Consider the following 22,990-nt stretch of genomic DNA (forward strand, 5'->3'; position numbering starts at 1 on the left):
CGGCTCGGGTGCCGGCGCGGGCTCCGGTGGCGGCGCCGGCTCGGGTGGCGGCGCGGGCGCGGCGGGCGGCGGCGGCGCGGCGGGCGAGCTGCCGGCGGGGACGCCCCGCTACGGGTTCGCCTCGGTCGACCGGCGCGGGACGATCCTGTGGCTGGCGATCGCGTTCTCGCTGCTGGTCGTGCTGCTCGCGCGCTGGCGCGGGGTGCTGGCGATCGTCGGCTTCGCGGTCAGCCTGCTGCTCGTGACGCAGTTCCTCGTGCCCGCCGTCGGCGCCGGCGCGCCGGGCTTCGCGGTCGCGATCGTCGGCTCGTTCGCGGTCATGTTCGTCACCGTCGGGCTCACCTACGGCCTCTCCGCGACCAGCCTCGCCGCGATCCTCGGGATCGCCGCCAGCCTGATGGCCGCCGCCGCGCTCGGCAGCGTCGCCGTCCACGCCGCGCGGCTCGACGGCCGCGCCAACGAGGCGGCGCAGGCGCTGACCGTGCTCGGCGGCGGCATCTCGCTGCAGGGCGTCGTGCTCGCGGGGCTCGTCTTCAGCGCGCTCGGCGTGCTCGCCGACCAGGCCGTCACGCAGGCGTCGGCGGTGCTCGCGCTGCGCCGCGCGAACCCGTCGATGAGCGGGCGCGAGCTGTACCTGCACGCGCTCTCGGTCGGCCGCGACCACCTCGTCGCGACGACGCACACGCTCGTGCTCGTCTACGTCGGCGCGACCTTCCCGCTCCTGCTCGTGCTCAACGCCGGCGGCGTCGACGGCACCGACGCGCTCAACCGCGAGGATCTCGCAGAGCCGATCATCGCGACGCTCGTCGGCGCGATCGCGCTGCTGATCTCGGTCCCGCTCGTGACCGCGCTGACGGCCCTGATCGCGACGCCGGCGCCGGCCGGCGCGCTGCCGGCCGACGCCCACCATCACCACCACCACTGACGCGGCGGCAGCCACGCGCAGCTGAGCGCCGCGCGCGTCGCCCGCACGGCGTCAGCTGGTCAACGCGGCACGTAGCGCCCGTGCAGCATCAGCGGGTTGCCCTCCGTGTCGGCGAAGATCGCCATGTGGCAGACGCCGGTGTCGATCGTCTCGCCGAAGAAGACGACGCCTCTCCCCTCCAGCTCCGCGCGATCGGCCGCGACGTCGTCGGTGTGGAGCGCGATCGAGTTCGTGTTGGCGGCGAACTCCATGCCGGCCGACGACGGATCCCAGACGCTCAGCGTCGTGCCGCCGAGGTCGAACTCCGAGAACGGCTTGTCGACCGTGTGGGGCGACTCCTCCAGCCCGAGCGTGTCACGGTAGAACGCGGTCGTGCGCGCGACGTCCGTGGTCGGGATCGGGACGAAGTCGATGCGTGTGATGGAAGGCATGCGACGAGCCTACGACGGATTGCGGTCAGGTAATGGCCGCAATCTCACCGGCCTGCGGCCGATGCTCGACGTATTCGACGAGCGCGCCGTCGGGATGGCGGGCGAGCATGTTGCGGCCGGTCGGGACCGCCTTCGGCTCCTCGACGATCTCACCGCCGCCGGCGCGCACCCGCGCCGCCGCCTCCTCCAGCGAGGCGACCAGCAGCGTCGCGTCGGTCGCGGCGAAGGGCGCCAGCGCCCGCTCGCTGCCGGCGATCAGCAGCACCGCGCCGACCGAGGCGAGCGACAGCTCCATCTCCGGATAGTCGAAGCGCAGGTCGCAGCGCTCGCCGAGCACGCCCTCGTAGAAGGCGATCGCGCCCTCCAACTGGGCGGCAGGCAGCAGCCGGCGGATCATCACCAGCGGCTGCTCGCGCGCGGACGAGTCGGGCCGCGACCGCCACAGCGTCGGCCCGCTCATCGCAGCGGGCTCCACGTCGCCGGCCGCAGCACGACGCCGCTGACCGACCGTTCCAGCGCCCGCGCCTCGCGCTGCCAGTCCCACCAGCGCGGCTGCAGGGCGCGGTCTCGCTGGGCGTCGCTGAGCGCGCGAAAGGAGTCGAACGCCCACAGCACGAGCACCTTGCCGCCGCGCTGGAAGGCGCTCTCGTAGCCGCCGATCAGCCGCACGCCGCCGTCAGCGGGCAAGGAAGCGCCGGCGTCGCCGAGGCGGGCGAGGTAGTCGGGCGCACCGCCCGGCTCCAGCTCGACCGTCTCCTGCAGCACGACCGGCGCTCTCCACCCCTCCGCCAGCAGGCGGTCGAGGCCGGGCGCCCAGTCGGCGCCGACGAGCACCTGGTCGACGCCGCCGCTGCGTTCGTCGTACCAGCGCTCCAGCGGCTCGTGGAAGAGGTCGTCGACGCGGTCGAAGTGGTCGCCGAAGCCGTCCCAGCCGCCGGGCATCTCCCAGAAGGTGACCAGCTGCGGCCAGCGGCCGGTGAGGAAGACCGGCGCCCAGGCGGCGATGCAGCGGCCGCCGGCCGATCCCTCCGCGTTGCCCTCCAGCTCGACGACCTCGCCCAGCTCCTCCAGATAGCGCGTGTGCGCGCCCGGCCGCGGGACCGGGTCGAGCGTCTCGTGCAGGAAGACGGCCATCCATCCCCTCCGATCAGAGATTCATACTGTCATACGCATGTTAGCTCTTTTCGGCGGCGAGACGGTCGACCTGCGCGCGCTTGAAGCCGTTCCAGGGGCTCGACGGCCGCACGAACAGCCGCTCGCTGACGAGCGTCCGCGCCAGCGACAGCCGGCCGGCGCGGATCGCCGCCTCCAGCAGCGTCCTGGAGACGGCGTCGCGCTGCGCGTGCGAGCCGCCGAACTCGTTGATGCGATGGCGGATCGGGTGCAGCAGCTCGACGACGGCGTCGTAGCGACCCTGGCCGAAGGCGAGCAGCGCCTGGCAGACCGGCAGCCCGACGTCGCGCGTCATCGCGCGGTTCGAGACCTCGGCCGGCGTCAGCTCGACGTACCGGCGGCGGTCGGCGATCAGCCGCTCGGCGCGCGCGAGGTCGCCGGCACCGACCCATGACATCACCGCGTGCATGTCGTTGAAGGCGTAGAAGGCCGGCTCGACCTTCTGCTCCCACGCCGCCGCCAGCGCACGCCAGCGGACCGACTCGTCGCGCCCGTCGAGCAGCAGCCGCCACAGCAGCGCGGCGGCGTCGAGCAGCTGCATCGAGACGAGCTCGACCTCGTCGTTGTGCAGCTCGCGGTCGTAGACCTCCAGCGCCCGCCCGACCTCGCCGCCCTCCAGCAGGTAGAGGCAGTAGTGCCACCAGTTGTGGGCCGTGAAGAAGTTGCCCTCGGCCCACTCCGGCTCGCGCGCCTCCAGGTAGCGGACGCCGTCGGCCACACGGCCCTGCATCTCGTAGGTGTGCGCGACGGCGTGGATCCCCCAGACGTCGCGCGCGTCGAGCGCGACCGCCCGCAGCGCGACCTCCTCGGAGCGGTCGTAGTGACCGGCCTCCTCCAGCCCGAAGGCGTACATCCCCAGCACCGGGCCGTAGAGCGGGTCGTCCTCCTCCCACGCCGACAGCGCGCCGCCGACGCGGTCGCGCAGCACGACCGCGTCGCCGGTGAAGAAGTCGATCTGATGGCCGACGGCGAGCGCGATCGCGTCGCGCGGGTGGTCCCGCGTGACCTCCAGCAGCCGCGCGCCGGCGCCACGCATGTCGCCGCGCAGCCAGCGCTCGACCGCGTCGACGTGGCCGTGCTCGCGCGCCGTCAGCCGCTCGCGCGGGAGCGCCGCGAGCGCCGCCGGGAAGCGAGCGGCGGCCTCGTCGGCGTCGGCCGGCTCGGTGGTCAGCAGGCGCAGGTAGGCGTCGAGCACGTGGCCCATCGCGCAGGTCGGGTCGCTCGCCAGCACGGACGCGACCTCGTCCTCGACCGCGCCGCGGAAGTGCAGCAGCGCGTCGGTCGCGGCCTCGACGTGGTCGAGCGCCTCGCGCGTGCCGCGCAGGTCGGCCCCGTTCGTTCCCATCGTGTCCAGCTCCTTCGGTCGCGGAGACGGCACTTCGCCGTCGCAGTATCCAACAAAAACTCGATCGGTTTTGTCTAGTATGGTCTTACGTATGTTTGGACGTACTTATGTTCGAGAGTCGCAGACGGCGGCGTTCGCGCGTTTCGCGGCAAAGCGCTGCGCGCTCGCGGTGCCGGTGCTGATCGGCGTCGCGACCGTCGTCTTCGCGACCGTCGCCCTGATCCCCGGCGACCCCGTCACGAGCATGCTCGGCCCCGGCGCGACGCCTGAGGCGGTCGCCGAGCTGACCGGCCGGCTGGGTCTCGACCGTCCCCTCCCCCTGCGCTGGTGGGAGTGGCTCAGCGCGACCGCGCAGGGCGACCTCGGCAGCTCGATCGCGCAGCGGCGCCCCGTCGGGGAGATCGTCATGACCGCCTTCGGCAACACGCTCGTGCTCGCGGCGGCGGCCGGTCTGCTCGTGCTGGCCGGCGGCGTCGCGCTCGGCACGCTGACCGCCGTCGGGCGCGGACGCGCAAGCGGGCGCCTCTCCTCGGCGCTGTCGATCGTCGCGATCTCGGCGCCGCAGTACTCGGTCGCGCTGCTGCTGGTCGTGCTGCTCGGCGTCCAGGCCGGGCTGTTTCCGACCGGCGGCATGTACGACGCGATCGGCGGCGGCGGCCTTGGCGACCGGATCCACCACCTCGCGCTGCCGGCGCTGGCGGCCGCGCTCGTGCCGATGGGCGTGACCGCGCGCGTCTACGCCGCCGCGCTGACCGACGTGCTGAACGCCGACTTCGTCGAGTCGATGCGCGCCCGCGGCCTGAGCGAGGCGGCGGTGATCCGCCACGCCGTCCGCAACGCGCTGCCGTCGCTGCTGACGATCGGCGGGCTGCAGATCGCCTACCTGCTCGAAGGCGTCGTCTTCGTCGAGACGATCTTCGCCTGGCCCGGCATCGGCCAGACGCTGTTCCAGGCGATCCAGGCGCGCGACCTGCCGGTGATCGAGGCCGGCGTGCTCGTCACCGCGGTCGCGTTCGTCGGCCTGACGATCGCCGTCGACGCGCTCCACTGGCTGCTCGACCCGCGCACGCGCCGATGAGCGTCCGTCTCAAGCTGCTGCTGGCGCTCACCGCCGCGCTCCTGCTCGCCGCGCTGCTGGCGCCGCTGCTCGCGCCGCACGCGCCCGACGCGGGCGCGACCGCCCAGCGGCTGCTCCCACCCGGCAGCGCCGGCCATCCGCTCGGCACCGACGGCCAGGGCCGCGACCTGCTCAGCCGCCTGCTGTGGGGCGCGCGGCCGTCGCTGCTGGCGGGGATCGTGCCGGTCGCCGCGGCGGCGCTGCTGGGAACGGCGATCGGCCTGCTGGCGCCGTTGTCGCGCCGCTGGGTCGAGACGGCCGCGCTGCGCTCGGTCGACGTCCTCTACGCCTTCCCCGGCGTGCTGCTGGCGATCGCGATCGCGGCGGCGCTCGGCGCCGGCCTGTGGACGACGGTCGTCGCGCTCTCGATCGCGCTGACGCCGCCCGTCGTGCGGGTCGTGCAGACCGAGGTGCTGCGCTTCCGCGACGCCGACTTCCTCGCCGTCGCGCGCGCGAGCGGAGCGAGCTGGTGGGCGGTCGCGCTGCGGCAGGCGCTGCCGCTCGTGCTGCCGGCGCTGGTCGTCTACTGCACGACGCTCGTCGGGATCGCGATCGTCTACGCCGCCGGCCTCTCGTTCCTCGGCCTCGGCGTCTCGCCGCCGACGGCCGAGTGGGGCTCGATGCTCGACGAGCTGCGCGGCAACGCTTACACCGACCCCGTGCTGGCGCTGCTGCCGGCGACGACGATCCTGCTCGTCTCGATCCTCTTCAACGCGCTCGGCGACGCGCTGCGCGACCAGCTCGACGTGAAGGAGCGCAGCGTCCGATGAGCCTGGAGGTGCGCGGCCTGACGGTCGCCTTCGCCGGCGGCGTCGAGGCGGTGCGCGGGGTCGACCTGACGCTGCCGGCCGGCGGAACGCTCGTGCTGCTGGGCGAGTCGGGCAGCGGCAAGTCGGCGACGGCGCGCGCGCTCGTCGGGCTGCCGGGGCGCGGCGAGCGGGTCGGCGGCAGCGTGACGCTCGGCGGGCGCTCGCTGCTGGGGCTGCGCGGGCGGGAGCTGCGGGCGCTGCGCGGCGCCGAGATCGGGCTCGTCGGGCAGGACCCGAGCGGCGCGCTCGATCCGCTGCGGCGCGTCGGCCCGCAGCTGGAGGAGCTGCTGCGGCGACATCGGGTCGTCGGCGGCGGCGCGGGCGGGCACGACGCGAGCGGGCACGGCGCGAGCGGGCACGGCGCGAGCGGGCACGGCGCGAGCCACGGCTGGCGAGCGCGGGCGCGGTCGCGCGCGGCGGTGCGCGCCCGCGTGGTCGAGCTGCTGGAGCACGTCGGGCTGCCGCAGCCGGCGCGCGTCGCCGGCTCCTTCCCGCACCAGCTCTCCGGCGGCATGCGCCAGCGCGTCGCGATCGCCCTGGCCGTCTGCTGCGAGCCGCGGCTGCTGATCGCCGACGAGCCGACGACCGCGCTCGACGCGCGCGTGCAGACGCGCGTGCTGGAGCTGTTCGGCCGGCTGCGCGACGAGCTCGGCAGCGCGCTGCTGCTCGTCACCCACGACGTCGTCGCCGCGCGCGCGGTCGGCGGGGAGGTGGCGGTGATGTACGCCGGGCGGATCGTCGAGCGCGGGCCGGCCGCCCGCCTGCTGACCGCACCGGCCCACCCGTACACGCGCGCGCTGCTGGCGGCGCAGCCTTCGCGCGCGATCCCGCGCGGCCGGCTGCCGGCGATCCCGGGCTCGCCGCCGCCCGCCGACCGGCCGCTGCCACCGGGCTGCCCGTTCGCGCCGCGCTGCGCGGCGGCGGTCGGCGTCTGCCGCGTCGAGCGGCCCGAGCTGGAGCCGCTCGACGACGAGGTCGCGGCGGCCTGCCTGCTGGCCGAGCGTGAGGTCGTCGCCCATGGCTGAGGCGTTGGTGGAGGTCCGCGACCTCGTCAAGCGCCATCGCGGCGCCGCGCGGCCGGTCGTCGACGGGCTGTCGCTGACGGTCGCGCGCGGCGAGACGGTCGGGCTCGTCGGCGACTCCGGCTGCGGCAAGTCGACGACGGCGAAGCTGATCCTGCGACTGCTGGAACGCGACGGCGGCGAGCTCCGCTTCGACGGCGCCAACCTCGGCGCCGCCCGCGGCCGTGAGCTGCGCGCGCTGCGGCGGCGGATCGGGCTCGTCCCGCAGCATCCGCAGAGCTCGCTCAACCCGCGTCGCAGCGCCGGCGACGCGATCGCCTTCAACCTGCGCGCGCACGGCGTCCCGCGGCGCGAGCTGGACGGCCGCGTCGCGGCGGCGCTGGAGCTGGTCGGCCTGCCGGCCGCGTTCGCGCGGCGACGGCCGCACGAGCTGTCCGGCGGGCAGGTGCAGCGGATCGCGATCGCGCGGGCGCTGGCGACGGCGCCCGCGCTGATGATCTGCGACGAGCCCGTCTCCGCGCTCGACAAGAGCGTCCAGGCGCAGGTGCTCAACCTGCTCGCCGACCTGCAGCGCGACAGCGGCGTCGCGCTGCTGTTCGTCTCGCACGACCCCGCGGTCGTCGAGCACTTCTGCGACCGCGTCCTCCCGATGGAGCGCGGCCGCATCGTCACACCGACCACGACAGGAGCGACCCGATGACCGATCCCCTCCTCCGCCTGAGGCGGCTCAGCGCCGCGCTCGTGCTGCCGCTCGCCGCGACCGCGCTCGTCGCCTGCGGCGGCTCCGACAGCGCCGCGACCGCCAGCGACGCCGGCGGCTCCACCACCGCCGCGACCGCCGCCGCCACGCCCACGCGCAGCTCCGGCGGCGACGGCAGCGGCGGCACGCTCGTCATCGGCTCGACCGGCGCGACGCTGCCCAACCCCGACACGCTGATCGGCGGCAACGGCTGGGAGGGGACGCGCTTCGTCGCCAACCAGATCTACGACCAGCTCGTCAGATGGGACCTCACCGACGACGCCGCGGTGCCGAGGATCGTGCCCTCGCTGGCGACCTCGTGGAGAACCGACAGCGCCGGCACGACGTGGACCCTGGAGCTGCGCAGAGACGTCAGATTCCACGACGGCACGCCGTTCGACGCCGACGCGGTCGTCTTCAACTTCGACCGCTACCTCGACGACAGAAGCGAGTTCTTCAGCGAGGCGACGATCGGCGACGTCGGCCTCTACGCCGGGCTGTTCGCCGGCGCCAGAAAGGTCGGCCCGTACAGCGTCGAGATCACGACCAGAGGCAGAGACGGCCACTTCCTCAACGACCTCACCTACATCCCGATCGCCAGCCCGGCCGGGGTCAGGAAGAGCGGCAACGCGGGCTTCGCGAGAGCGCCGGTCGGCAGCGGCCCGTTCAGATTCGCGTCGCAGAGCAGCCAGCAGCTCGAGCTGGTCAGAAACGCCGGCTACTGGGCCGGCGCGCCGAAGCTCGACAAGCTGATCCTCAAGCCGCTGCCGGACGCGAGCGCCCGCATCGCCGCGCTGCGCTCGGGCGAGGTCAACTGGATCGAGTACCCCAACCCCGACGACGTGCCGGGGCTGAGAGACGCCGGCTTCCAGATCGTCTCCAACAACTACGACCACGTCTGGCAGATCACCTTCGACCAGTCGCAGAGACCGTGGGACGACGTGCGGGTGCGACAGGCGGCCAACTACGCCGTCGACCGCGAGGCGATCGCGAACGACCTGCTGCACGGCACCGCCGACCCGGCCGAGCAGGTCGCGCCGCGCGGCACCTTCGCCTACGACCCGGCTGGGGACAGATACGCGTACGACCCGGAGAAGGCGAGAGCGCTGCTGGCCGAGGCCGGCTATGGAGACGGGGTGAAGGTGACGATCGCGGTCCCGACCGGCGGCTCGGGCAACCTGATCCCGATCCCGATCGCCGAGAAGATCCAGCAGGACCTGAGAGCGGTCGGGATCGACGCCGAGCTGAAGACAGCCGACTTCGACACGCTGATGAAGTTCATGGCCGAGGGCAGAGTCGCGCTCGGCGCCAGCGCCCAGGCCGGCTCGACGCCGCTGTTCGCCTCCGACGCGATCTTCGCGCTGTCGGTCAAGTCCGACTCGCCCTGGTTCGTCGGCAACCCGACCGGCAGATCGGTCGACGCGCTCGTCGACAGAGCGGCCGCGACGGTCGACGACGGCGCGCGTGAGCAGACCTACGCTGAGGCGGCGAGAGCACTGACCGAGGAGGCGCGCTTCCTGACCGTCGTCAACGATCGCAACTCGCGCGCGCTGGCGCCGACCGTCCACGGCTTCGTGCAGCCGCAGTCGTGGTTCCTCGACCTGACGCAGGTCTGGGTCGGGCAGTAGGTCATTCGTGCATGCGGAGGTGCGAACCTCCGCAGCACATGGAGATATGCTGGGCGCCATGAGCGCCCAGCCCTCCTCCAGCTCCCCGATCCCGCTGTACCACCAGATCGCGACCGTGCTGCGCCAGCGCGTCGTCGACGGCACCTACCAGCCGGGCGCGAGACTGGCGAGAGAGGACGACCTCGCGGCCGAGTTCGAGGTCAGCCGCGCGACAGTCCGCCAGGCGGTCGGCGAGCTGGTGCGGATCAACCTGCTGACGCGCCAGCAGGGGCGCGGCACGTTCGTCTCCGAGACGGCGCGCGAGGAGCTGGGTCGGATCGTCCGCGGCGACCTCGACGCGCTCGTCGCCGCCGGCGAGGTCCGCCGCACGAGACTGCGCGACATCGAGCTGCGCCACGGCCAGCCGCTGCCGGCCGCGGCCGCCGAGCTGCTCGCGATCGCGGACGCCACCGGAACGATCGTCCAGCGCACCCGCCTGCTCGACGACGTCGCCTTCGCCTACACCGTCGACACGCTGCCGGACGGATACGGCAGATTGCTGAGAAGAGCCCGGCTGCGCGGCGAAGGCGTGCTGCAGCAGCTGGAGGCGCACGGCGTCGCGCTCGGCGGCGCGAAGCAGACGGTCCGCGCCGAGCTGGCCGACCTGCGCGTCTCCGAGGCGCTCGCGATCCCGCTCGGCAGCGCCGTCCTGTTCGTCGAGCGGCTGCTGTGGGACGAGGACGAGCGCCCCGTCGAGCTGTTCCAGTCGTGGTACCGCGGCGACCGCTACGAGTACACGGTCACCTACGACCGCAGCGGCGGCGCGGACCTGGCGCGGCACTTCGCCTGAGCCATCAGGCGCTCCCCTCCCGCAGGCGGGCGATCAGCTCGGCGCGGAGGGCGCGGTCGCAGGCGTCCTCGACCGGGGTGTCGAGCTGCAGCACGTCGACGCCGGCGCGGTGGAAGGCGAGCGCCTCGGCGGCGGCCGTCGCCGGCGAGCCGACGAACGAGCTGGCGAGGTGATCGTCGTCGCCGTGGCCGTGGGCGGCGAGCGTGGTCGCGATCCGCTCGGCCGCGGCCTGGGCGGCTGCTTCGGTCTCGGCCAGCAGGAAGCGGGCGTGGCGCCAGACGCGGATCGTGCGGCCGTGGGCGGCGGCCGCCGCGCGGATCCCGGCGACGGCGTCAGCGGTCTGCTCCAGCGGATACGGCGAGATCCCGTAGACGTCGGCGAAGCGGGCCGCGAGCGCGATCCCGGGCGGCGAGGCGCCGCCGAGCGAGATCGGCGGGTGGGGACGCTGGTGCGGCCGCAGGCCCGACCAGGCGTCCTTGACCGCGTAGTGGTCGCCGCTCCAGTCGAACGGCCGCTCGCTCGTCAGCGCGCGCGTGAAGACCTCGAGGAACTCGGCCGCGCGCTCGTAGCGGGCGGCCTTGCCGAAGGCGTCGCCGTCGCGCAGCACGTCCTCGTCGCTCGATCCCATGATCACGTGGATCTCGACGCGCCCGCGTGAGAGCCGGTCGAGCGTCAGCAGCGATCGGGCGGCGACCGTCGGCGCGATCGTCCCGACGCGGTGCGCGAGCGCGATCCGCAGCCTGCTCGTCGCCGCCAGCGCCCAGCCGGCGACGACGATCGGATCGGGCCACGAGCTGAACTGGGTGACGAGCGCGGAGTCGAGCCCGTCCTGCTCGTTCTCGCGCGCGACGCGCACGACGTGGTCGGGATCGGCGTCACGCTCGCGCGGGTCGGGCGCGAACCGCAGCGCGCGCCGCTCGTCGGCGGTCGTCCCGGCGACCGGCGCCGCCCGCACGCCGCCGCGCAGCTCCAGCACGCGGCTCATGCGGTCGCCTCCGCGGCGGGCGCGGCTGCCGCGGTCGGCGCGGTGGCGGGCGCGAGCGCGAAATCGTAGGTCAGCCGCGCGTGCGGTCTGGCGATCGGCGTGCCGTCGGGCAGCTCGCCCTGCTCGACCCGCTCGACCGCCGCGATCAGCGACCGCTTGACGCCGAAGACGACGTCGGATTCGAGGTAGTCGTCGCCGGCGAGAAAGACGTGCGTGATCAGCTCGCGGCAGCCGGGCGCGGCGATGCGGAAGTGGACGTGCGCCGGCCGGTACGGGTGGCGGCCCTGGGCGCGCAGCATGTCGCCGACCGGGCCGTCGTCGGGGATCGGGTAGCTCGCCGGCACGACCGCCCAGAACCAGAAGCGGCCGGCGCTGTCAGTCCGCAGCCGCGCGCGCAGCTCCAGCTCCTCCCCGCGCTGGACGTCGTAGTAGCCGTCCTCGTCGGCCTGCCAGGTGTCGACGATCGCGCCCGCGAGCGGCGCGCCGTCGGGACCGCTTACGGTGCCGCGCACGAGCAGCGGCTCGCCCGGCGCGCCGCCGGCGAGGTCGGCGCCGAGCGGATGAGCGGGCGGGTCGCCGACGTAGAAGGGGCCGAGCACGGTCGTCTCGGTCGCGCGGCCGTCGGGGCCGTGGTCGATCGCGTCGACCAGCATCGAGATCCCGAGCGCGTCGGACAGCAGGATGAACTCCTGCCGCGTGTCGCTGCACGTCTGGCCGCTGCGGGTGAGGAAGTCGACCGCGGCGCTCCACTCGTCGAGGCTCGGCCGCGTCTCCCGCACGAGCGCGTGCAGGTGGCGCACGACCGCCTCCGAGATCTGCCGCACGCGCGGATCCGGCGCGTGCGCGACGCGCTCCAGCACAGCCGCGGTGATCGTCGTCTCGTCCAGGTCGCTGCTCATCGCGGCTCCTCGCCTTCGGTCGCCGCGCGCAGCAGCGTGCGCAGCCCGTCGGCGTCGGGCGTGCGCGGGTTGGGGTACGGCCGTTCGAGCACCTGCGCGACGACCTGCTGGACCTGCTCCGGGGTGCCGGCGAAGCCGAGCTGCCGCAGGCTCGCCGGTGCGTCGACGGCGGCGGCGAGCGCGAGCAGCGCGGACGCGGCGGCGCGGTGGTCGGGCGGCGCGCCGAGCGTTTCGGCGACCGCCTGAAGCGCCGCCGGCGCGGCGGGCGCGTTGAAGGCGGCGACATGCGGCAGGAGGACCGCGTGCGTCTCGCTGTGAGGCAGGTCGAAGCTGCCGCCGAGCACGTGGCAGAGCTGGTGGTGGAGGCCCATCGGCGCCGTCGCCAGCACGCTGCCGCAGTGCCACGCGCCGGCGAGCGCGGCGCGGCGGGCGGCGGCGATGTCCCCCTGGGAGAAGATCCCGCGCAGTCCCTCCGCCATCGCCGCGATGCCGGCGCGCGCCTGCACGTCGGTCAGCGGATCGCCCTCGGCGGCGTAGAGCGCCTCGACGGCGTGGGCGATCGCGTTGAGGCCGCTCGTGCCCGACAGGCCCGCGGGCAGGCCGTGCGTCAGCAGCGGGTCGTAGACGACGGTGCGCGGGACGAGCGCGGGGTCGCGTCTCGTCGTCTTGCGGCCGTCGCGCGTCTCGCCCAGCACCGGCGTCGCCTCCGAGCCGGCGTAGGTCGTCGGCACCGCGACGTGCAGCAGCCGCTCGCGCAGCGCCAGCGCCTTGCCGAGCCCGACCGCCGAGCCGCCGCCGACCGAGACGACCGTGTCCGCCCGCCGCGCGATCGCGACCCGCTGCGCTGACGCCGTCACCGCGACCGGCGTGTGCATCGCGGCCTGCTCGAAGCGGTCGGCGAGCAGCCGGCCGAGCCCGTCGGCGGCAGCCGCGACGAGCGGCGCGCAGCCGGGCGTCGCGACGAGCAGCACGCGCCGGCCGCCGAGCCGCTCGACCTCCGCGCCGAGCTGGGCGACGGCGCCGTCGCCGAAGACGACCCGCTGCGCGAGCGTCTCGCGCGTGTAGGCGGCGCGCGTCACGCCGGCCCCTCCCCTGCCAGCCACGCCGCGCCGCGCGCGTACAGCCGCTCGACCTCCTCGCCGACGAGGCCCGGCATCCGCGGCTCGACCTCGAAGCCGAGCTGCGTCTGCACGTACGCGAGATGGCGGTAGCCGACCGGGAAGCGATCGAGCACGGTCGGGTCGAGCCGCAGCGCCGCGCCCGCGACCGGGTCGAGCGGATGGAGCCGGTCCTGCTCGTAGATCGGCTGGCGCAGGACCAGCCCCCAGCGACCGTCGCGCCGTTCGAGGAAGTCGTGGAAGCGGCCGGTGCAGACGACGTCGACCGTGACCCCGTGGATCTCCGCCCGCTGCGTGATCGTCATCTTCGTCTGCGCGACCGCGCGGTCGCCCGCGAGGTCGACGGAGCCGCCGCCGAGGAAGTGGAGGATCCGCACGCCGGCCTCGAAGCCCTCGCGGCTGACGCGGACGAACTCGGCCGCCGGGCCCTGGAACCAGGTCGCGTTCATGCGGCCGTCGTCGTGCCAGACGGTCGCGAACCGCTCCCAGTCGCCGGCGTCGCGCCAGAGCACCCAGTTCTCCACCAGCTCGCGGATCGCGAGCCGGTCCTGCAGCGCGGTGGTGTCGGTCATCGTCGTCTGGTCCTCCGGGAGGCGGGTCATCGGGAAGCGAGCAGCGCCGTCGCGGCGGCCTGCAGGTGACGGGCGTGGCCGAGGTCGCCGAGCCGCGCGCGGGCGGCGTCGTCGGGCACCTCGACCGAGATCGGGGCGTCGGCGGGGAGCGTCGCCAGCAGCCCCAGCAGCGGCAGCGCGCCCTCGCCGGGGGCGAGCCGCGCGGTGCGGCTCTCGGCAGCGATCGCGTCGAGGCCCGGCGGCAGCGCGGCCGGCGCGTCGGACCACTGCATGTAGCCCTGCAGGCGTGGGTCGAGCGCCTCGACGTCGGCGAGCGTGCCGCCCGTGCGCGACAGGTGGATCGCGTCGACCAGGACGCCGCCGACGGTGGCACCGACGCGCGGCGCGGCGGGCGCGGACGGCGCGGGCGCGGCTTCCGCGGCGGTCGCGATCTGCGCCGCCTGCGCGAGCGAGCAGACGGCCGAGTACGCCATCGGCTCCAGCAGCGGCCGCACGCCGAGCGGCGCGGCCAGCTCGCAGAGGCGCGCGTAGTTCGCCGTCAACCGCTGCTCGTCGGGGTCGAAGCCGGAGACGACGGCGAAGCGCGCGCCCAGCTCGGCGGCTGCCGCGAGCACGCGGGCGTAGGCGTCGAGGTCGGGCGTCGGCGTCAGTCGCAGCACCTCGACGTCGACGACGCCGAGGCCGGTCGCGCGCAGCAGCGCGCGCGTCTCGCGCGCCATCGCGGTGTCGCCGAGCAGCGGCCAGCGGGCCTCGTCGTCGCGCGCGGGCCAGAGCCGCAGCCCGACCGCGTCGAAGCCGGCCTCCGCGGCGATCTCGACCAGCCGCGGCGGCGGCACGTCGACGAGCGAGAGGTGTGCGAGCGAGAGGGTGCGAGCGGGCGCGCTCATCCCCGCCACCGCCGCCCGGCACGACCGGCCAGCCGCGCGACCGCCGGCGTCACGTCGCCGGCCAGCGCCGGCGCGAGGCCGACGTGCGGCAGGCTCGCGACCGCCTGTGCCTCGAAGTGCGCGAGACCGTCGACGACCTCCGCCCCGGCCTCCAGCGCCGCCGCCTGCAGCGGGGTCGCGCTGCCGTCGGGGCGGTAGACGAGGTCGTAGAGGCGCGCGCCGGGACGCAGCTCGGCAGCGGCCAGCGGCGACGGCTCGTCGCGGCCGGCCATCCCCAGCGGGGTCGCGTTGACGATCAGGTCGCTGCGAGCGGCGAGCGCGCCGAGCTGCTGCCACGGCCGCGCCGCGGCGGCGGCGAACCAGCCGTTCGCCTGCCGTGCCAGCGCCGCCGCACCTTCAGCGTCGTCGCTGACGATCGCGACCGCGTCGCAGGCGCCGGCGAGCGCGGTCAGCAGGCCGCGCGCGGCGCCGCCGGCGCCGAGCACGAGCGCCTGTTCGAAGCGGCGCTCGCCGATCAGCGCGCGGGCGGCCGCGACGTCGAGGTTGCGCGCGGTCAGCTCGTCGTGCTCCAGCGCCAGCCAGTTGGCGACGCCGGCGCGCTCGACGTCGGCGTCGCGCACGTCGGCGGCGTCGGCCGCCTGCGCCTTCAGCGGCATCGTCACGTGCGCGCCGGAGAGCGTGCCGCAGCGCAGCACGTCGACCCAGAAGCCAAGCTCGCCGGGGCGCACGTCGTGGGCGGCGTAGCGCCACTCGACCCCGGCCCGCGCGAACAGCCCGTTCCACATCCGCGGCGCCGGCGAGTGGCCCGTCGGGTTGCCGAGCAGCGCGAAGTGGACGCTCATCGGCTCAGCTCCGCGACCCACGTCAGCACGCCCTCGGTGACCTCGTCGGCGAGGTCGTGGTGCATCCAGTGGCCGCTGCGGCCGGAGACGTCGTGGACCTCGCTGCGCGGGTCCTGCTGGAGCGTCTCCTCCCACGCCGCCAGCCCCGGCAGCGCGTGGTAGACGAGCAGCGGCACCCTGCGCGCGCGCAGCGTCGGCTCGACCTCGCCTCTGTTCATCGCCTGCGCGCTGTCGTGCAGGCCGACGAGCGTGCCGGTCATCACGTGCGGCGGCGTCGCGAGCCCGCGGCGACGGTGCCACTCGACCATCCACGGGAGCGAGTCGGCCCCCTCGCGGCTGCCGAGCGCGGCGACCGCGCCCGCGACGTCGCCGCGCTCGTGGAAGCCGCGCAGCAGCGCCTTGATCGCCGCGTCGCGCTCCGGCGGGTCGCCGTAGGTCGGGTCGAGCAGGACCGCGCCGGCCAGCAGCTCCGGCCGCTCGCGCGCGAGGTTGGAGACGACGACCGCCCCGAGCGAGTGGCCGACCGCGACGACCGGGCCGGTCTCCAGCCGTGCCAGCAGCTCGACGAGGTCGTCCGCGTAGTCGCCAGGACCGTAGCCGGCGGCCGGGGTCGACGAGCCGCCGTGGCCGCGCAGGTCGGGCGCGATCGTGCGGTGGCGGACGCTGAACGCCGGCAGCTGGAAGACCCAGTCCGACGAGTCGCCGCCGACGCCGTGGACGAGCAGCAGCGGCGGTCCGCCACCGCCCTCGTCGGTGTGGAACAGCCGCACGCCCGTGCTCAGCTCAGCGAATGCCATCGTCGTCTCCGGGGTGGTTCAGCAAGCGGTCCTCGAGCGCGGCGCCGAGCGCGAGCAGCCGCTCGTCGCCGTCCCACGGCGCGACCAGCAGCACGCCGGCCGGCAGCCCCTCCGCGCCCGCTCCGGCGGGCAGCGTCAGCGCGGGCACGCCGCCGAGGCAGATCGGATAGGTGTTGTGCAGCAGCGCGCGGCCGGTCGCCTCCAGCTCGGCGTCGAGCGGCGGGGCGGGCAGCGGCGCGGTCGCGCACAGCAGCAGCTCGTGGCGCGTGAAGGCGTCGCGCAGCTGCGCGCGCCACAGCTCGCGCGTGGCGCGCGCAGCAGCCAGCTCGTCGTCGCCAACCGCCGCGCCGGCCTCCAGCCGCTCGGCGACGCCGGGTGGGAGCGTCGAGCGCAGGTCTCCTGCGGACGCGAACGCGGACGCGGCGCCGGCGGGCGCGGGCGTCGTCGCGGACGCGCCGCCGGTGAGCGCTGCGAACGAGGCGGCCGCCTCGCGCAGGTAGATCGTGCGGCCGGCGGCGCGGGCGGCGGCGGCGCCGGGCAGCGTCAGCGGGCGCACGTCGGCGCCGGCGTCGGCGAGCGCGGCGGCGACGCGCTCCGGCGCACGGGCGACTTCGGGGGCGAGCGTCTGCACGAACCAGCCGCCGAGCAAGCCGACGCGCAGGCCGCGCAGCGCCGCCGCGTCCGCCGCGTCCGCCGCGTCCGCCGCATCCGCCGCATCCGCCGCATCCGCCGCATCCGCCGCATCCGCCGCATCCGCCGCGATGGATGGTCGGCGTCCTGGAGAGGCACCGAGCTTCCCTTGGGCGGGGCGCGGCGGACTCGCCAGCAACGGGAAGACAGCCGCCAGCTCGGCGGCGGTGGCGGCGATCGGGCCGACCGTGTCGAGCGTCGGCGCGAGCCCGATCACGCCGTCGAGCGGGATGCGGCCGTGCGTCGGGCGCAGGCCGGCGACGCCGCAGAGCGCTGCCGGCAGGATCACCGACCCGCTCGTGTCGGTGCCGAGCGCGAGCGGGACGAGGCCGGCCGCGACCGCCGCCGCCGAGCCGCCGCTGGAGCCGCCGGCGTGCCGGCCGCGGTCGTGCGGGTTGCGGACCGTGCCGTGGGCGCGGTTGACGCTCAGCGCCGCCGCCGCCAGCTCGGACATGTTGGTCGTGCCGACGACGACCGCCCCCGCCGCCCGCAGCCGCGCGACGACGGTCGCGTCGCGCAGCGCTGGCGGCAGCCCGGCCGGCGCGCGCCCCGCCGCCTGCGGCAGCCCGGCGACCGCGATCGAGTCCTTGACCGCGACGGGAACGCCCGCGAGTGGAGCATCCGCGCCACGATCTGCGCCAACCGCGCCACGATCTGCGCCAACCGCGCCACGATCTGCGCCAACCGCGCCACGATCTGCGCCAACCGCGCCACGATCTGCGCCAACCGCGCCACGATCTGCGCCAACCGCGCCACGATCTGCGCCAACCGCGCCACGATCTGCGGCATCCGCGCCCTCCTCCGCCGCCTCCGGCCGCAGCTGGGCGAAGGCGTGGAGGTCGCGGTCGCGCGCGAAGATGCGGTCGAGCGCCTCGCGCGCCGAGCCGTGCCTCATGTCAGCGCCCCCGCCAGCTCGTCGCCCTCCTCGGCCACGTAGCCCCAGCGGCGCAGCGGCGTCAGCGGGCCGAAGTCGGGCCATTCCAGCTGCACGCCGAGGCGGCCTGCGAGCAGCGTCTGGAAGCGCTCCAGCCGCTCCGCGTCGGCCCGCACCGCGCGCGGGGTGCAGCGCTCGACTCCCGCGAAGACGGCCAGCGCCGCCGCCGCCTCGCCGATCGCCCACTCGACCGGATGGACGCGGTAGGCGCCGTTGGTGACGTGCGTGGTGCCGATGTTCTTCGCCGCGGGCAGCAGGTTCTCCAGTCGCACCGGCAGCAGCGCGCCGAGCGGGATCTGGAACGGCCACGAGTCGACGTCGACCGTGTCGCGTCCCGACGATGACGGGTGCAGATCGATCCGGTAGGCGCCGACGCCGACCGTGTCGGCGAACGGCTCCGCGCCGCGCGCGCCCGGCCGCGCCTCGACCCCTATCTGCTGCTCGACGACGGTCGTCTCGGCCACGATTCGCCGACCTTCGCGGATGTACGGCTGCTTCGCCAGCCCGTCGGGGGTTCCGGTCAGATCGCCGCGCGGACGCAGCTCCGGGTAGCCGACCCCGTCGCCGTCGTGGCGCGGCGCCTCCGTCTGCAGCCAGTGGAGCAGCGACAGCGACAGCTGCCGCGCGCCCTCCAGCGCCTCCGCGCGCTCGGCCTCGCCGACGTCCGGGCCGAGCAGCGGCGCTCTCCAGTAGTCCTGCATCGGCCACGCCGCAGCGGTCGCCTCGCGCCCCGGCCAGCCGGGCTCGAAGTTGGCGGCGGCGAGGACCCGGCGCGCGTGCCAGAGGTCGTAGTGGATCCCGCCGGCGCTCGGCGAGGAGCGGAACAGCGGCCGCTCGCGCGTGCGATGGGTGACGAAGTCGCGCACCTCGAAGCTCAGCAGCGACCCGGGCCAGACCGGCGTGCGGTAGTCGCGCCACAGCTCGTAGTCGCGCGGACGGGCGATCGTGTGGTCCTCGCCCGGCTCGATCCCGAGCACCATCGCCCACGTGAACGCCTGCTGATCGCGGGGGTCCGGCTCGCCGTCGAGCGCGTGCGGCTCGCCCGTCTGGGCGCGCGACTCGGCGCCGATCACGTGCTCGGCGCCGGCCAGCTCCAGCAGGTCGCCGAGGTCGGTCGCATCGAGGAAGGTCGTGCCGCGCAGCTCGCGCAGCTCGCCCGCACCCGCTCCGCCGGCGCCGCGTGGCCCGCCGACGCTGCCGTCAGCCGCCGCCACCGTCACCGACACGACCGCATCGCCGCGCACGTCCGCGCCGACGACGACCGCGGAGCGGACGATCTCGACCAGCCCGGCGCTGACGTGCGGCGCCAGCAGCTCTTCCAGCACGAGCGCGCCGACGCGCGGCTCGAACGTCAGCGGGCCGATGTTGCCGCGCCCGGGGTTGAAGGCGGTCTCGGCGCGCGCGGCGGCGGTCAGCGGATAGCCGCGCCGGAACCATTCGCGGACCCGCGCGCGCAGCAGTGCGTAGCTGGCGTTGCGGCCGGTCGACTCGATCCAGGGATGCTCGTCGAGCGGGATCGCCTGGCTCGTCAGCTGCCCGCCGAGCCAGTCGGTCTCGCAGACGAGCACGCTGCGGGCGCCGAGGCGGGCAGCGGCGAGAGCCGCGGCGACCCCGCCGAGGCCGCCGCCGACGATGACGACGTCAAAGTTATTCATGCGGTCATACGGATGTTAGTTGGATGAGTCGAAACGCGCCCGGAGGCGGTCGAACGAGACGGCCAGGACCAGCAGCGAGCCGCGCGCGACGTCCTGCCAGAAGGAGCCGACGTCGAGCAGCACGAGGCCGTTGTTGAGGACGCCGATGATCAGCAGGCCGAGGACGGTGCCGACGACCGTGCCGCGGCCGCCGGTCAGCGAGGCGCCGCCGAGCACGATCGCCGTGATCACGGAGATCTCCAGCCCGGAGGCGGCCTGCGGCGTCGCCGAGCCGACCTGCGACGCGATCACGAGGCCCGCCAGCGCGACGCAGGCGCCGGTCAGCGCGAAGGCGGCGAAGACGGCGCCTCGGCCGCGGATGCCGACCAGCCGCGCCGCGACCGGGTTGGCGCCGATCGCGTACATCGAGCGGCCGTAGGTGGTGAACCGCATCAGCAGCCAGAACAGCACCATCACGCCGGCGAACAGGAAGACCGGCAGCGGCACGTCGAACAGCGGCCGCGCGTTGCCGAGGCCGTTGAAGTCGGCGACGTTGACCGTCTGACCGTCGGTCAGCACCTGCGTCAGCCCGCGGAAGATCGCGAGCGTGCCGATCGTCGTGATCAGCGAGGAGACGCCGACGACGGTCGTGACGAAGCCGTTCAGCATCCCGATCGCGACGCCGGCCATGATCGCGAGCGCGATCCCCTCGGCCAGCGACGCGTCGCGTGCCCGCACCGCCAGCACGGCGCCGCAGAACGCCGCCGCCGAGCCGACCGACAGGTCGAGGTGGCCGGCGACCAGCAGCAGCGTGCCGGGCGCGGCGACGATGCCGGTGACGGCGACCGCGGCCAGCACGTTGACGAGGTTGTCCTTGTTGAGGAAGTAGGGCGAAGAGAGCGCGAAGAAGGCGCACAGGGCCAGCAGCACGATCACCAGGCCGGCCAGCTCGGGCACCCGCCGCCGCGCTCTCGCAGTCAGGACCCCGGCCGGCGCGGGTGCTGCCGGCGCCGGGGTCGCGGTCGTCGTATCGCTCATCTCAGGCACCTGCCGCATCGGTCAGTCGCTCCGTCGTGATCGCCTCGCCGTCGAGCTGCGCGACGACGCGGCCGCGGCTCATCACGAGCGCGCGGTCGGCGAACTGCACGACCTCTTCGTAGTCGGACGTCGCGACCAGCACGGCGCGGCCCTCGGCCGTCAGCCCGCGCACGGTCGCGTAGATGTCCTGACGCGCGCCGACGTCCACGCCGCGCGTCGGCTCGATCAGCACCAGCAGCTCGGTCGCGCGCTCCAGCCAGCGGCCGAGCAGCACCTTCTGCTGGTTGCCGCCCGAGAGCGTCCCGATCGGCTGCGCCGGGTCGTCGCGCGAGCGGATTCTGAGCGTCTCGTGCCAGCGCGCGTAGGCGCGCGCCTCGACCCCGCCGTCGATCAGCCCTCGGCGGCCGAGCCGCCCCCACGACGGCGCCGCGAGGTTCTCCGCGACCGAGCGTTCGCGCAGCGCGCCCTCGCGCTGGCGGTCGGCCGGCAGCAGCCCGATCCCGGCGGCGATCGCCTGGCGCGGACCGCGCAGCCGCAACGGCGCGCCGCGCCGTGTCAGCCGCCCGCCATCGAGCGGGCGCAGCCCGAAGGCCGCCTCGGCGACGGCGTCCACGCCCGAGCCGAGCTTGCCGTAGAGCGCGACGACCTCACCGGCGCGCAGCTGCAGCGAGACCGCGTCGAAGGCGCCGCGGCTCGACGCCTGCTCCAGCGCCAGCAGCTCCTCACCGGGCGGCGTCGCCTGCGCGGGCCGCGTCACGCCGCCGGCCTCACGGCCGACCATCGCGGTCACGAGCTGCTCGCGCGTCGCCTCGGCCGCCTCGGCGTGGAGGACGGTGCGGCCGTCGCGCAGCACCTGCACGCGGTCGCCGATCCGCCGCACCTCGTCGAGGCGGTGGGTGATGTGGATGATCGCCGCGCCGCGCTCCCGCAGCCGCTGCACCAGCTCGAACAGCCGCTCGCTCTCTGCCGCCGACAGCGCGGCGGTCGGCTCGTCGAGGATCAGCACGCGCGCGTCGTCGCCGATCGCGCGGGCGATCTCGATCAGCTGCCGCTGCCCGAGCGTCAGCGCGCTGGCCGGCGTGTCGGGGTCGACGTCGACCTCCAGCTCGGCCAGCAGCCGGCGCGCCCGCGCGCGCGTCGCGCGCCAGCTGACGACGCCGCCGCGGGCCGGCAGGCGGCCGAGCGAGATGTTCTCCGCGACGCTCAGCGGCGGCGCGTCGCTCAGCTCCTGGAAGATCATCCGCACGCCGGCGGCGCGCGCCTGCGCGGGGCTCCAACCGCCGTGGGAGACGCCGTCGACGGCGATCTCCCCGGCGTCGGGCTGATGGTCGCCGGCGACGATCCGCACGAGCGTCGACTTGCCGGCGCCGTTCTCGCCCAGCAGCACCAGCACCTCGCCGGCGCGCGCGTCGAGGTCGACGCCGTGGAGCACCTCGACGCCGCCGAACGACTTGCGGATCGCGCGCAGGCTCAGCACTTCAGCGCCGGATACGCGTCCTCGATCGTCTCGCTGTCGACGATCTGGAACGGCACGTTGAGGTCGGCCTGCACTCTCTCGCCTCTGATCAGCCTGATCAGGTTCGGGATCCCGATCTCGCCCCAGCGCTCGGGCAGGTAGGCGGCGTCGTTGATCCACTGCGGGTCGTTCTTGATGTCGCAGTGGGCGGAGGGGTCGGCGCCCTGGGCGGAGACGTAGACGTCGTCGGCGCGGCCGGCGTTCTTGGCCGCCGCGAGCGCGCCCTGGACGACGAAGTCGGCGATCCCGACGGTGACGATCTTGTCGCGACCGGGCAGCGTCGTCAGCACGTCGTTGAACTGCTGGCGGGCGGCGTCGGTCGTGGCGACGTCGAGCTTGCGCTTGCCGTGGATCTCGCCGCAGACGGAGGCGAAGCCGTCGGCGTAGCCCTGCATCCGGTCGGTGTTGGAGCGGCCGGCGGGCGAGTACTCCAGCGAGACGTAGGCGTCGTAGTCGCAGTCGAATCTCTGCTTGAAGAACTCGCCGAGGTCTCTGCCGGCGGCGAAGCCGACCGCCGTGTCGTCGACCGCCAGGAACGCTCTCTGGCACGGCTCCTGCTCGATCGAGACGCCGATCACCGGCACCTGCGGGCCGGCCGCGCAGATCTGCTGCGAGGAGTCGGCCGCGAGCTGGTAGAGCAGGTAGCCGTCGACCCCTTGCGTCTTGAACGACTTGACGCAGTCGAGCGCCTTCTGCGCGTCGGCCTGCGAGTCACAGGTGACGAGCTCGGCACCGGCCGCTCTCGCCGCTCTCTGCACCCCGACGGTGACGAGATGGTTGAAGGTGACGCTCTCGGCGGCGGAGACGTAGCCGAGCTTCAGCCCTCTGCCGCTGCCGGCCTCGACCGGTCCGAATCTGACCGTCTCGGCCGCCTTCGGCGCTGTCACGTTCGTCGCCGGTCTCGCCGCCGCCGTGTCACTGCCACCGTCGTCACTGCTCGACCCGCAACCGGCGACGCCGAGCGCCGCGACCGCGAAGGCCGCCGCGCACCACCGCTTTGCACCCATCTTGCACCTCTCTCCAGGCTGAAACATATGGTCATACGTACGTTAGGAGATAC

The 22,990-nt window shown here is 74.9% G+C and carries 23 protein-coding genes; 7 read left to right on the forward strand and 16 right to left on the reverse strand.

The window, feature by feature from the left end:
• The coding region (locus Q7L73_RS18050; RefSeq protein ID WP_304715600.1) for a YibE/F family protein at positions 1-925 on the forward strand (925 nt) is incomplete at its 5' end.
• Between the two features lie 59 nt (positions 926-984).
• Here Q7L73_RS18050 and Q7L73_RS18055 read toward each other — a convergent pair.
• The 4 genes from Q7L73_RS18055 to Q7L73_RS18070 are packed head-to-tail and all read right to left on the reverse strand — an operon-like array spanning position 985 to position 3,874.
• Positions 985-1,356 (reverse strand): VOC family protein, encoded by a 372-nt coding sequence (locus Q7L73_RS18055; RefSeq protein ID WP_304691125.1) that lies wholly within the window; start codon positions 1,354-1,356, stop codon positions 985-987.
• Between the two features lie 25 nt (positions 1,357-1,381).
• Positions 1,382-1,816, reverse strand: coding sequence for a VOC family protein (locus Q7L73_RS18060; RefSeq protein WP_304691126.1), 435 nt, complete (start codon positions 1,814-1,816; stop codon positions 1,382-1,384).
• Complete coding sequence (locus tag Q7L73_RS18065; protein WP_304691127.1) at positions 1,813-2,490, reverse strand: NIPSNAP family protein; 678 nt, start codon at positions 2,488-2,490, stop codon at positions 1,813-1,815. Before Q7L73_RS18065 ends, Q7L73_RS18060 begins: the two co-directional genes overlap by 4 nt.
• Positions 2,491-2,530: 40 nt before the next feature.
• Positions 2,531-3,874 carry a tetratricopeptide repeat protein gene (locus Q7L73_RS18070; RefSeq protein ID WP_304691128.1) on the reverse strand — a complete coding sequence of 448 codons (1,344 nt, stop codon included), beginning with the start codon at positions 3,872-3,874 and terminating at the stop codon, positions 2,531-2,533.
• A 91-nt stretch (positions 3,875-3,965) separates the two neighbouring features.
• Between Q7L73_RS18070 and Q7L73_RS18075 the strand changes: the two genes are divergently transcribed.
• From Q7L73_RS18075 to Q7L73_RS18100, 6 genes are read left to right on the forward strand one after another with little or no spacing between them, the layout of a single operon-like run.
• On the forward strand, positions 3,966-4,952 hold the full coding sequence (locus tag Q7L73_RS18075; RefSeq protein ID WP_304691129.1) for an ABC transporter permease: 987 nt from the start codon (positions 3,966-3,968) through the stop codon (positions 4,950-4,952).
• Positions 4,949-5,761 carry an ABC transporter permease gene (locus Q7L73_RS18080; protein WP_304691130.1) on the forward strand — a complete coding sequence of 271 codons (813 nt, stop codon included), beginning with the start codon at positions 4,949-4,951 and terminating at the stop codon, positions 5,759-5,761. The genes Q7L73_RS18075 and Q7L73_RS18080 overlap by 4 nt, the downstream gene beginning before the upstream one ends.
• Positions 5,758-6,825, forward strand: coding sequence for an ABC transporter ATP-binding protein (locus Q7L73_RS18085; RefSeq protein ID WP_304691131.1), 1,068 nt, complete (start codon positions 5,758-5,760; stop codon positions 6,823-6,825). Before Q7L73_RS18080 ends, Q7L73_RS18085 begins: the two co-directional genes overlap by 4 nt.
• Positions 6,818-7,522 carry a dipeptide/oligopeptide/nickel ABC transporter ATP-binding protein gene (locus tag Q7L73_RS18090; protein WP_304691132.1) on the forward strand — a complete coding sequence of 235 codons (705 nt, stop codon included), beginning with the start codon at positions 6,818-6,820 and terminating at the stop codon, positions 7,520-7,522. Before Q7L73_RS18085 ends, Q7L73_RS18090 begins: the two co-directional genes overlap by 8 nt.
• Positions 7,519-9,189: an ABC transporter substrate-binding protein gene (locus Q7L73_RS18095; protein WP_304691133.1), complete on the forward strand. Its 1,671-nt coding sequence runs from the start codon at positions 7,519-7,521 to the stop codon at positions 9,187-9,189. Before Q7L73_RS18090 ends, Q7L73_RS18095 begins: the two co-directional genes overlap by 4 nt.
• 58 nt (positions 9,190-9,247) lie before the next feature.
• On the forward strand, positions 9,248-10,018 hold the full coding sequence (locus Q7L73_RS18100; RefSeq protein ID WP_304691134.1) for a GntR family transcriptional regulator: 771 nt from the start codon (positions 9,248-9,250) through the stop codon (positions 10,016-10,018).
• A 4-nt stretch (positions 10,019-10,022) separates the two neighbouring features.
• Here the strand turns inward: Q7L73_RS18100 and Q7L73_RS18105 are convergent, their stop codons facing one another.
• From Q7L73_RS18105 to Q7L73_RS18160, 12 genes are read right to left on the reverse strand one after another with little or no spacing between them, the layout of a single operon-like run.
• Positions 10,023-11,003, reverse strand: coding sequence for an LLM class flavin-dependent oxidoreductase (locus Q7L73_RS18105; RefSeq protein WP_304691135.1), 981 nt, complete (start codon positions 11,001-11,003; stop codon positions 10,023-10,025).
• Positions 11,000-11,902, reverse strand: coding sequence for a dioxygenase (locus Q7L73_RS18110; RefSeq protein WP_304691136.1), 903 nt, complete (start codon positions 11,900-11,902; stop codon positions 11,000-11,002). The genes Q7L73_RS18105 and Q7L73_RS18110 overlap by 4 nt, the downstream gene beginning before the upstream one ends.
• Positions 11,899-12,981, reverse strand: coding sequence for an iron-containing alcohol dehydrogenase (locus Q7L73_RS18115; protein ID WP_304691137.1), 1,083 nt, complete (start codon positions 12,979-12,981; stop codon positions 11,899-11,901). Before Q7L73_RS18115 ends, Q7L73_RS18110 begins: the two co-directional genes overlap by 4 nt.
• Positions 12,978-13,622: a nuclear transport factor 2 family protein gene (locus tag Q7L73_RS18120; RefSeq protein WP_304691138.1), complete on the reverse strand. Its 645-nt coding sequence runs from the start codon at positions 13,620-13,622 to the stop codon at positions 12,978-12,980. The genes Q7L73_RS18115 and Q7L73_RS18120 overlap by 4 nt, the downstream gene beginning before the upstream one ends.
• Entirely contained in the window at positions 13,619-14,479 is an 861-nt protein-coding gene (locus Q7L73_RS18125; RefSeq protein ID WP_304691139.1) for a sugar phosphate isomerase/epimerase, read from the reverse strand. Before Q7L73_RS18125 ends, Q7L73_RS18120 begins: the two co-directional genes overlap by 4 nt.
• Entirely contained in the window at positions 14,476-15,321 is an 846-nt protein-coding gene (locus Q7L73_RS18130) for a shikimate dehydrogenase (RefSeq protein ID WP_304691140.1), read from the reverse strand. The genes Q7L73_RS18125 and Q7L73_RS18130 overlap by 4 nt, the downstream gene beginning before the upstream one ends.
• Entirely contained in the window at positions 15,318-16,118 is an 801-nt protein-coding gene (locus tag Q7L73_RS18135; RefSeq protein WP_304691141.1) for an alpha/beta fold hydrolase, read from the reverse strand. The genes Q7L73_RS18130 and Q7L73_RS18135 overlap by 4 nt, the downstream gene beginning before the upstream one ends.
• Entirely contained in the window at positions 16,105-17,703 is a 1,599-nt protein-coding gene (locus Q7L73_RS18140) for an amidase (RefSeq protein WP_304691142.1), read from the reverse strand. The genes Q7L73_RS18135 and Q7L73_RS18140 overlap by 14 nt, the downstream gene beginning before the upstream one ends.
• Entirely contained in the window at positions 17,700-19,397 is a 1,698-nt protein-coding gene (locus tag Q7L73_RS18145) for an FAD-dependent oxidoreductase (protein ID WP_304691143.1), read from the reverse strand. The genes Q7L73_RS18140 and Q7L73_RS18145 overlap by 4 nt, the downstream gene beginning before the upstream one ends.
• A 15-nt stretch (positions 19,398-19,412) precedes the next feature.
• Entirely contained in the window at positions 19,413-20,414 is a 1,002-nt protein-coding gene (locus tag Q7L73_RS18150) for an ABC transporter permease (RefSeq protein WP_304691144.1), read from the reverse strand.
• A 1-nt stretch (position 20,415) separates the two neighbouring features.
• On the reverse strand, positions 20,416-21,891 hold the full coding sequence (locus Q7L73_RS18155; RefSeq protein ID WP_304691145.1) for a sugar ABC transporter ATP-binding protein: 1,476 nt from the start codon (positions 21,889-21,891) through the stop codon (positions 20,416-20,418).
• Positions 21,885-22,937, reverse strand: coding sequence for a substrate-binding domain-containing protein (locus tag Q7L73_RS18160; RefSeq protein WP_304691146.1), 1,053 nt, complete (start codon positions 22,935-22,937; stop codon positions 21,885-21,887). The genes Q7L73_RS18155 and Q7L73_RS18160 overlap by 7 nt, the downstream gene beginning before the upstream one ends.
• Positions 22,938-22,990: the final 53 nt, after the last annotated feature.

Origin of the sequence: Conexibacter sp. CPCC 205762, from assembly GCF_030646155.1 — a bacterium.
GTDB lineage: Bacteria > Actinomycetota > Thermoleophilia > Solirubrobacterales > Solirubrobacteraceae > Conexibacter.

What these genes read in the sequence shown, in the direction of transcription:
- Q7L73_RS18055 (WP_304691125.1), bottom strand. Translation starts at nt 1,356, where the DNA reads ATGCCTTCCATCACACGCATCGACTTCGTCCCGATCCCGACCACGGAC.
- Q7L73_RS18060 (WP_304691126.1), bottom strand. Translation starts at nt 1,816, where the DNA reads ATGAGCGGGCCGACGCTGTGGCGGTCGCGGCCCGACTCGTCCGCGCGC.
- Q7L73_RS18065 (WP_304691127.1), bottom strand. Translation starts at nt 2,490, where the DNA reads ATGGCCGTCTTCCTGCACGAGACGCTCGACCCGGTCCCGCGGCCGGGC.
- Q7L73_RS18070 (WP_304691128.1), bottom strand. Translation starts at nt 3,874, where the DNA reads ATGGGAACGAACGGGGCCGACCTGCGCGGCACGCGCGAGGCGCTCGAC.
- Q7L73_RS18075 (WP_304691129.1), top strand. Translation starts at nt 3,966, where the DNA reads ATGTTTGGACGTACTTATGTTCGAGAGTCGCAGACGGCGGCGTTCGCG.
- Q7L73_RS18080 (WP_304691130.1), top strand. Translation starts at nt 4,949, where the DNA reads ATGAGCGTCCGTCTCAAGCTGCTGCTGGCGCTCACCGCCGCGCTCCTG.
- Q7L73_RS18085 (WP_304691131.1), top strand. Translation starts at nt 5,758, where the DNA reads ATGAGCCTGGAGGTGCGCGGCCTGACGGTCGCCTTCGCCGGCGGCGTC.
- Q7L73_RS18090 (WP_304691132.1), top strand. Translation starts at nt 6,818, where the DNA reads ATGGCTGAGGCGTTGGTGGAGGTCCGCGACCTCGTCAAGCGCCATCGC.
- Q7L73_RS18095 (WP_304691133.1), top strand. Translation starts at nt 7,519, where the DNA reads ATGACCGATCCCCTCCTCCGCCTGAGGCGGCTCAGCGCCGCGCTCGTG.
- Q7L73_RS18100 (WP_304691134.1), top strand. Translation starts at nt 9,248, where the DNA reads ATGAGCGCCCAGCCCTCCTCCAGCTCCCCGATCCCGCTGTACCACCAG.
- Q7L73_RS18105 (WP_304691135.1), bottom strand. Translation starts at nt 11,003, where the DNA reads ATGAGCCGCGTGCTGGAGCTGCGCGGCGGCGTGCGGGCGGCGCCGGTC.
- Q7L73_RS18110 (WP_304691136.1), bottom strand. Translation starts at nt 11,902, where the DNA reads ATGAGCAGCGACCTGGACGAGACGACGATCACCGCGGCTGTGCTGGAG.
- Q7L73_RS18120 (WP_304691138.1), bottom strand. Translation starts at nt 13,622, where the DNA reads ATGACCCGCCTCCCGGAGGACCAGACGACGATGACCGACACCACCGCG.
- Q7L73_RS18125 (WP_304691139.1), bottom strand. Translation starts at nt 14,479, where the DNA reads ATGAGCGCGCCCGCTCGCACCCTCTCGCTCGCACACCTCTCGCTCGTC.
- Q7L73_RS18130 (WP_304691140.1), bottom strand. Translation starts at nt 15,321, where the DNA reads ATGAGCGTCCACTTCGCGCTGCTCGGCAACCCGACGGGCCACTCGCCG.
- Q7L73_RS18135 (WP_304691141.1), bottom strand. Translation starts at nt 16,118, where the DNA reads ATGGCATTCGCTGAGCTGAGCACGGGCGTGCGGCTGTTCCACACCGAC.
- Q7L73_RS18140 (WP_304691142.1), bottom strand. Translation starts at nt 17,703, where the DNA reads ATGAGGCACGGCTCGGCGCGCGAGGCGCTCGACCGCATCTTCGCGCGC.
- Q7L73_RS18145 (WP_304691143.1), bottom strand. Translation starts at nt 19,397, where the DNA reads ATGAATAACTTTGACGTCGTCATCGTCGGCGGCGGCCTCGGCGGGGTC.
- Q7L73_RS18150 (WP_304691144.1), bottom strand. Translation starts at nt 20,414, where the DNA reads ATGAGCGATACGACGACCGCGACCCCGGCGCCGGCAGCACCCGCGCCG.
- Q7L73_RS18160 (WP_304691146.1), bottom strand. Translation starts at nt 22,937, where the DNA reads ATGGGTGCAAAGCGGTGGTGCGCGGCGGCCTTCGCGGTCGCGGCGCTC.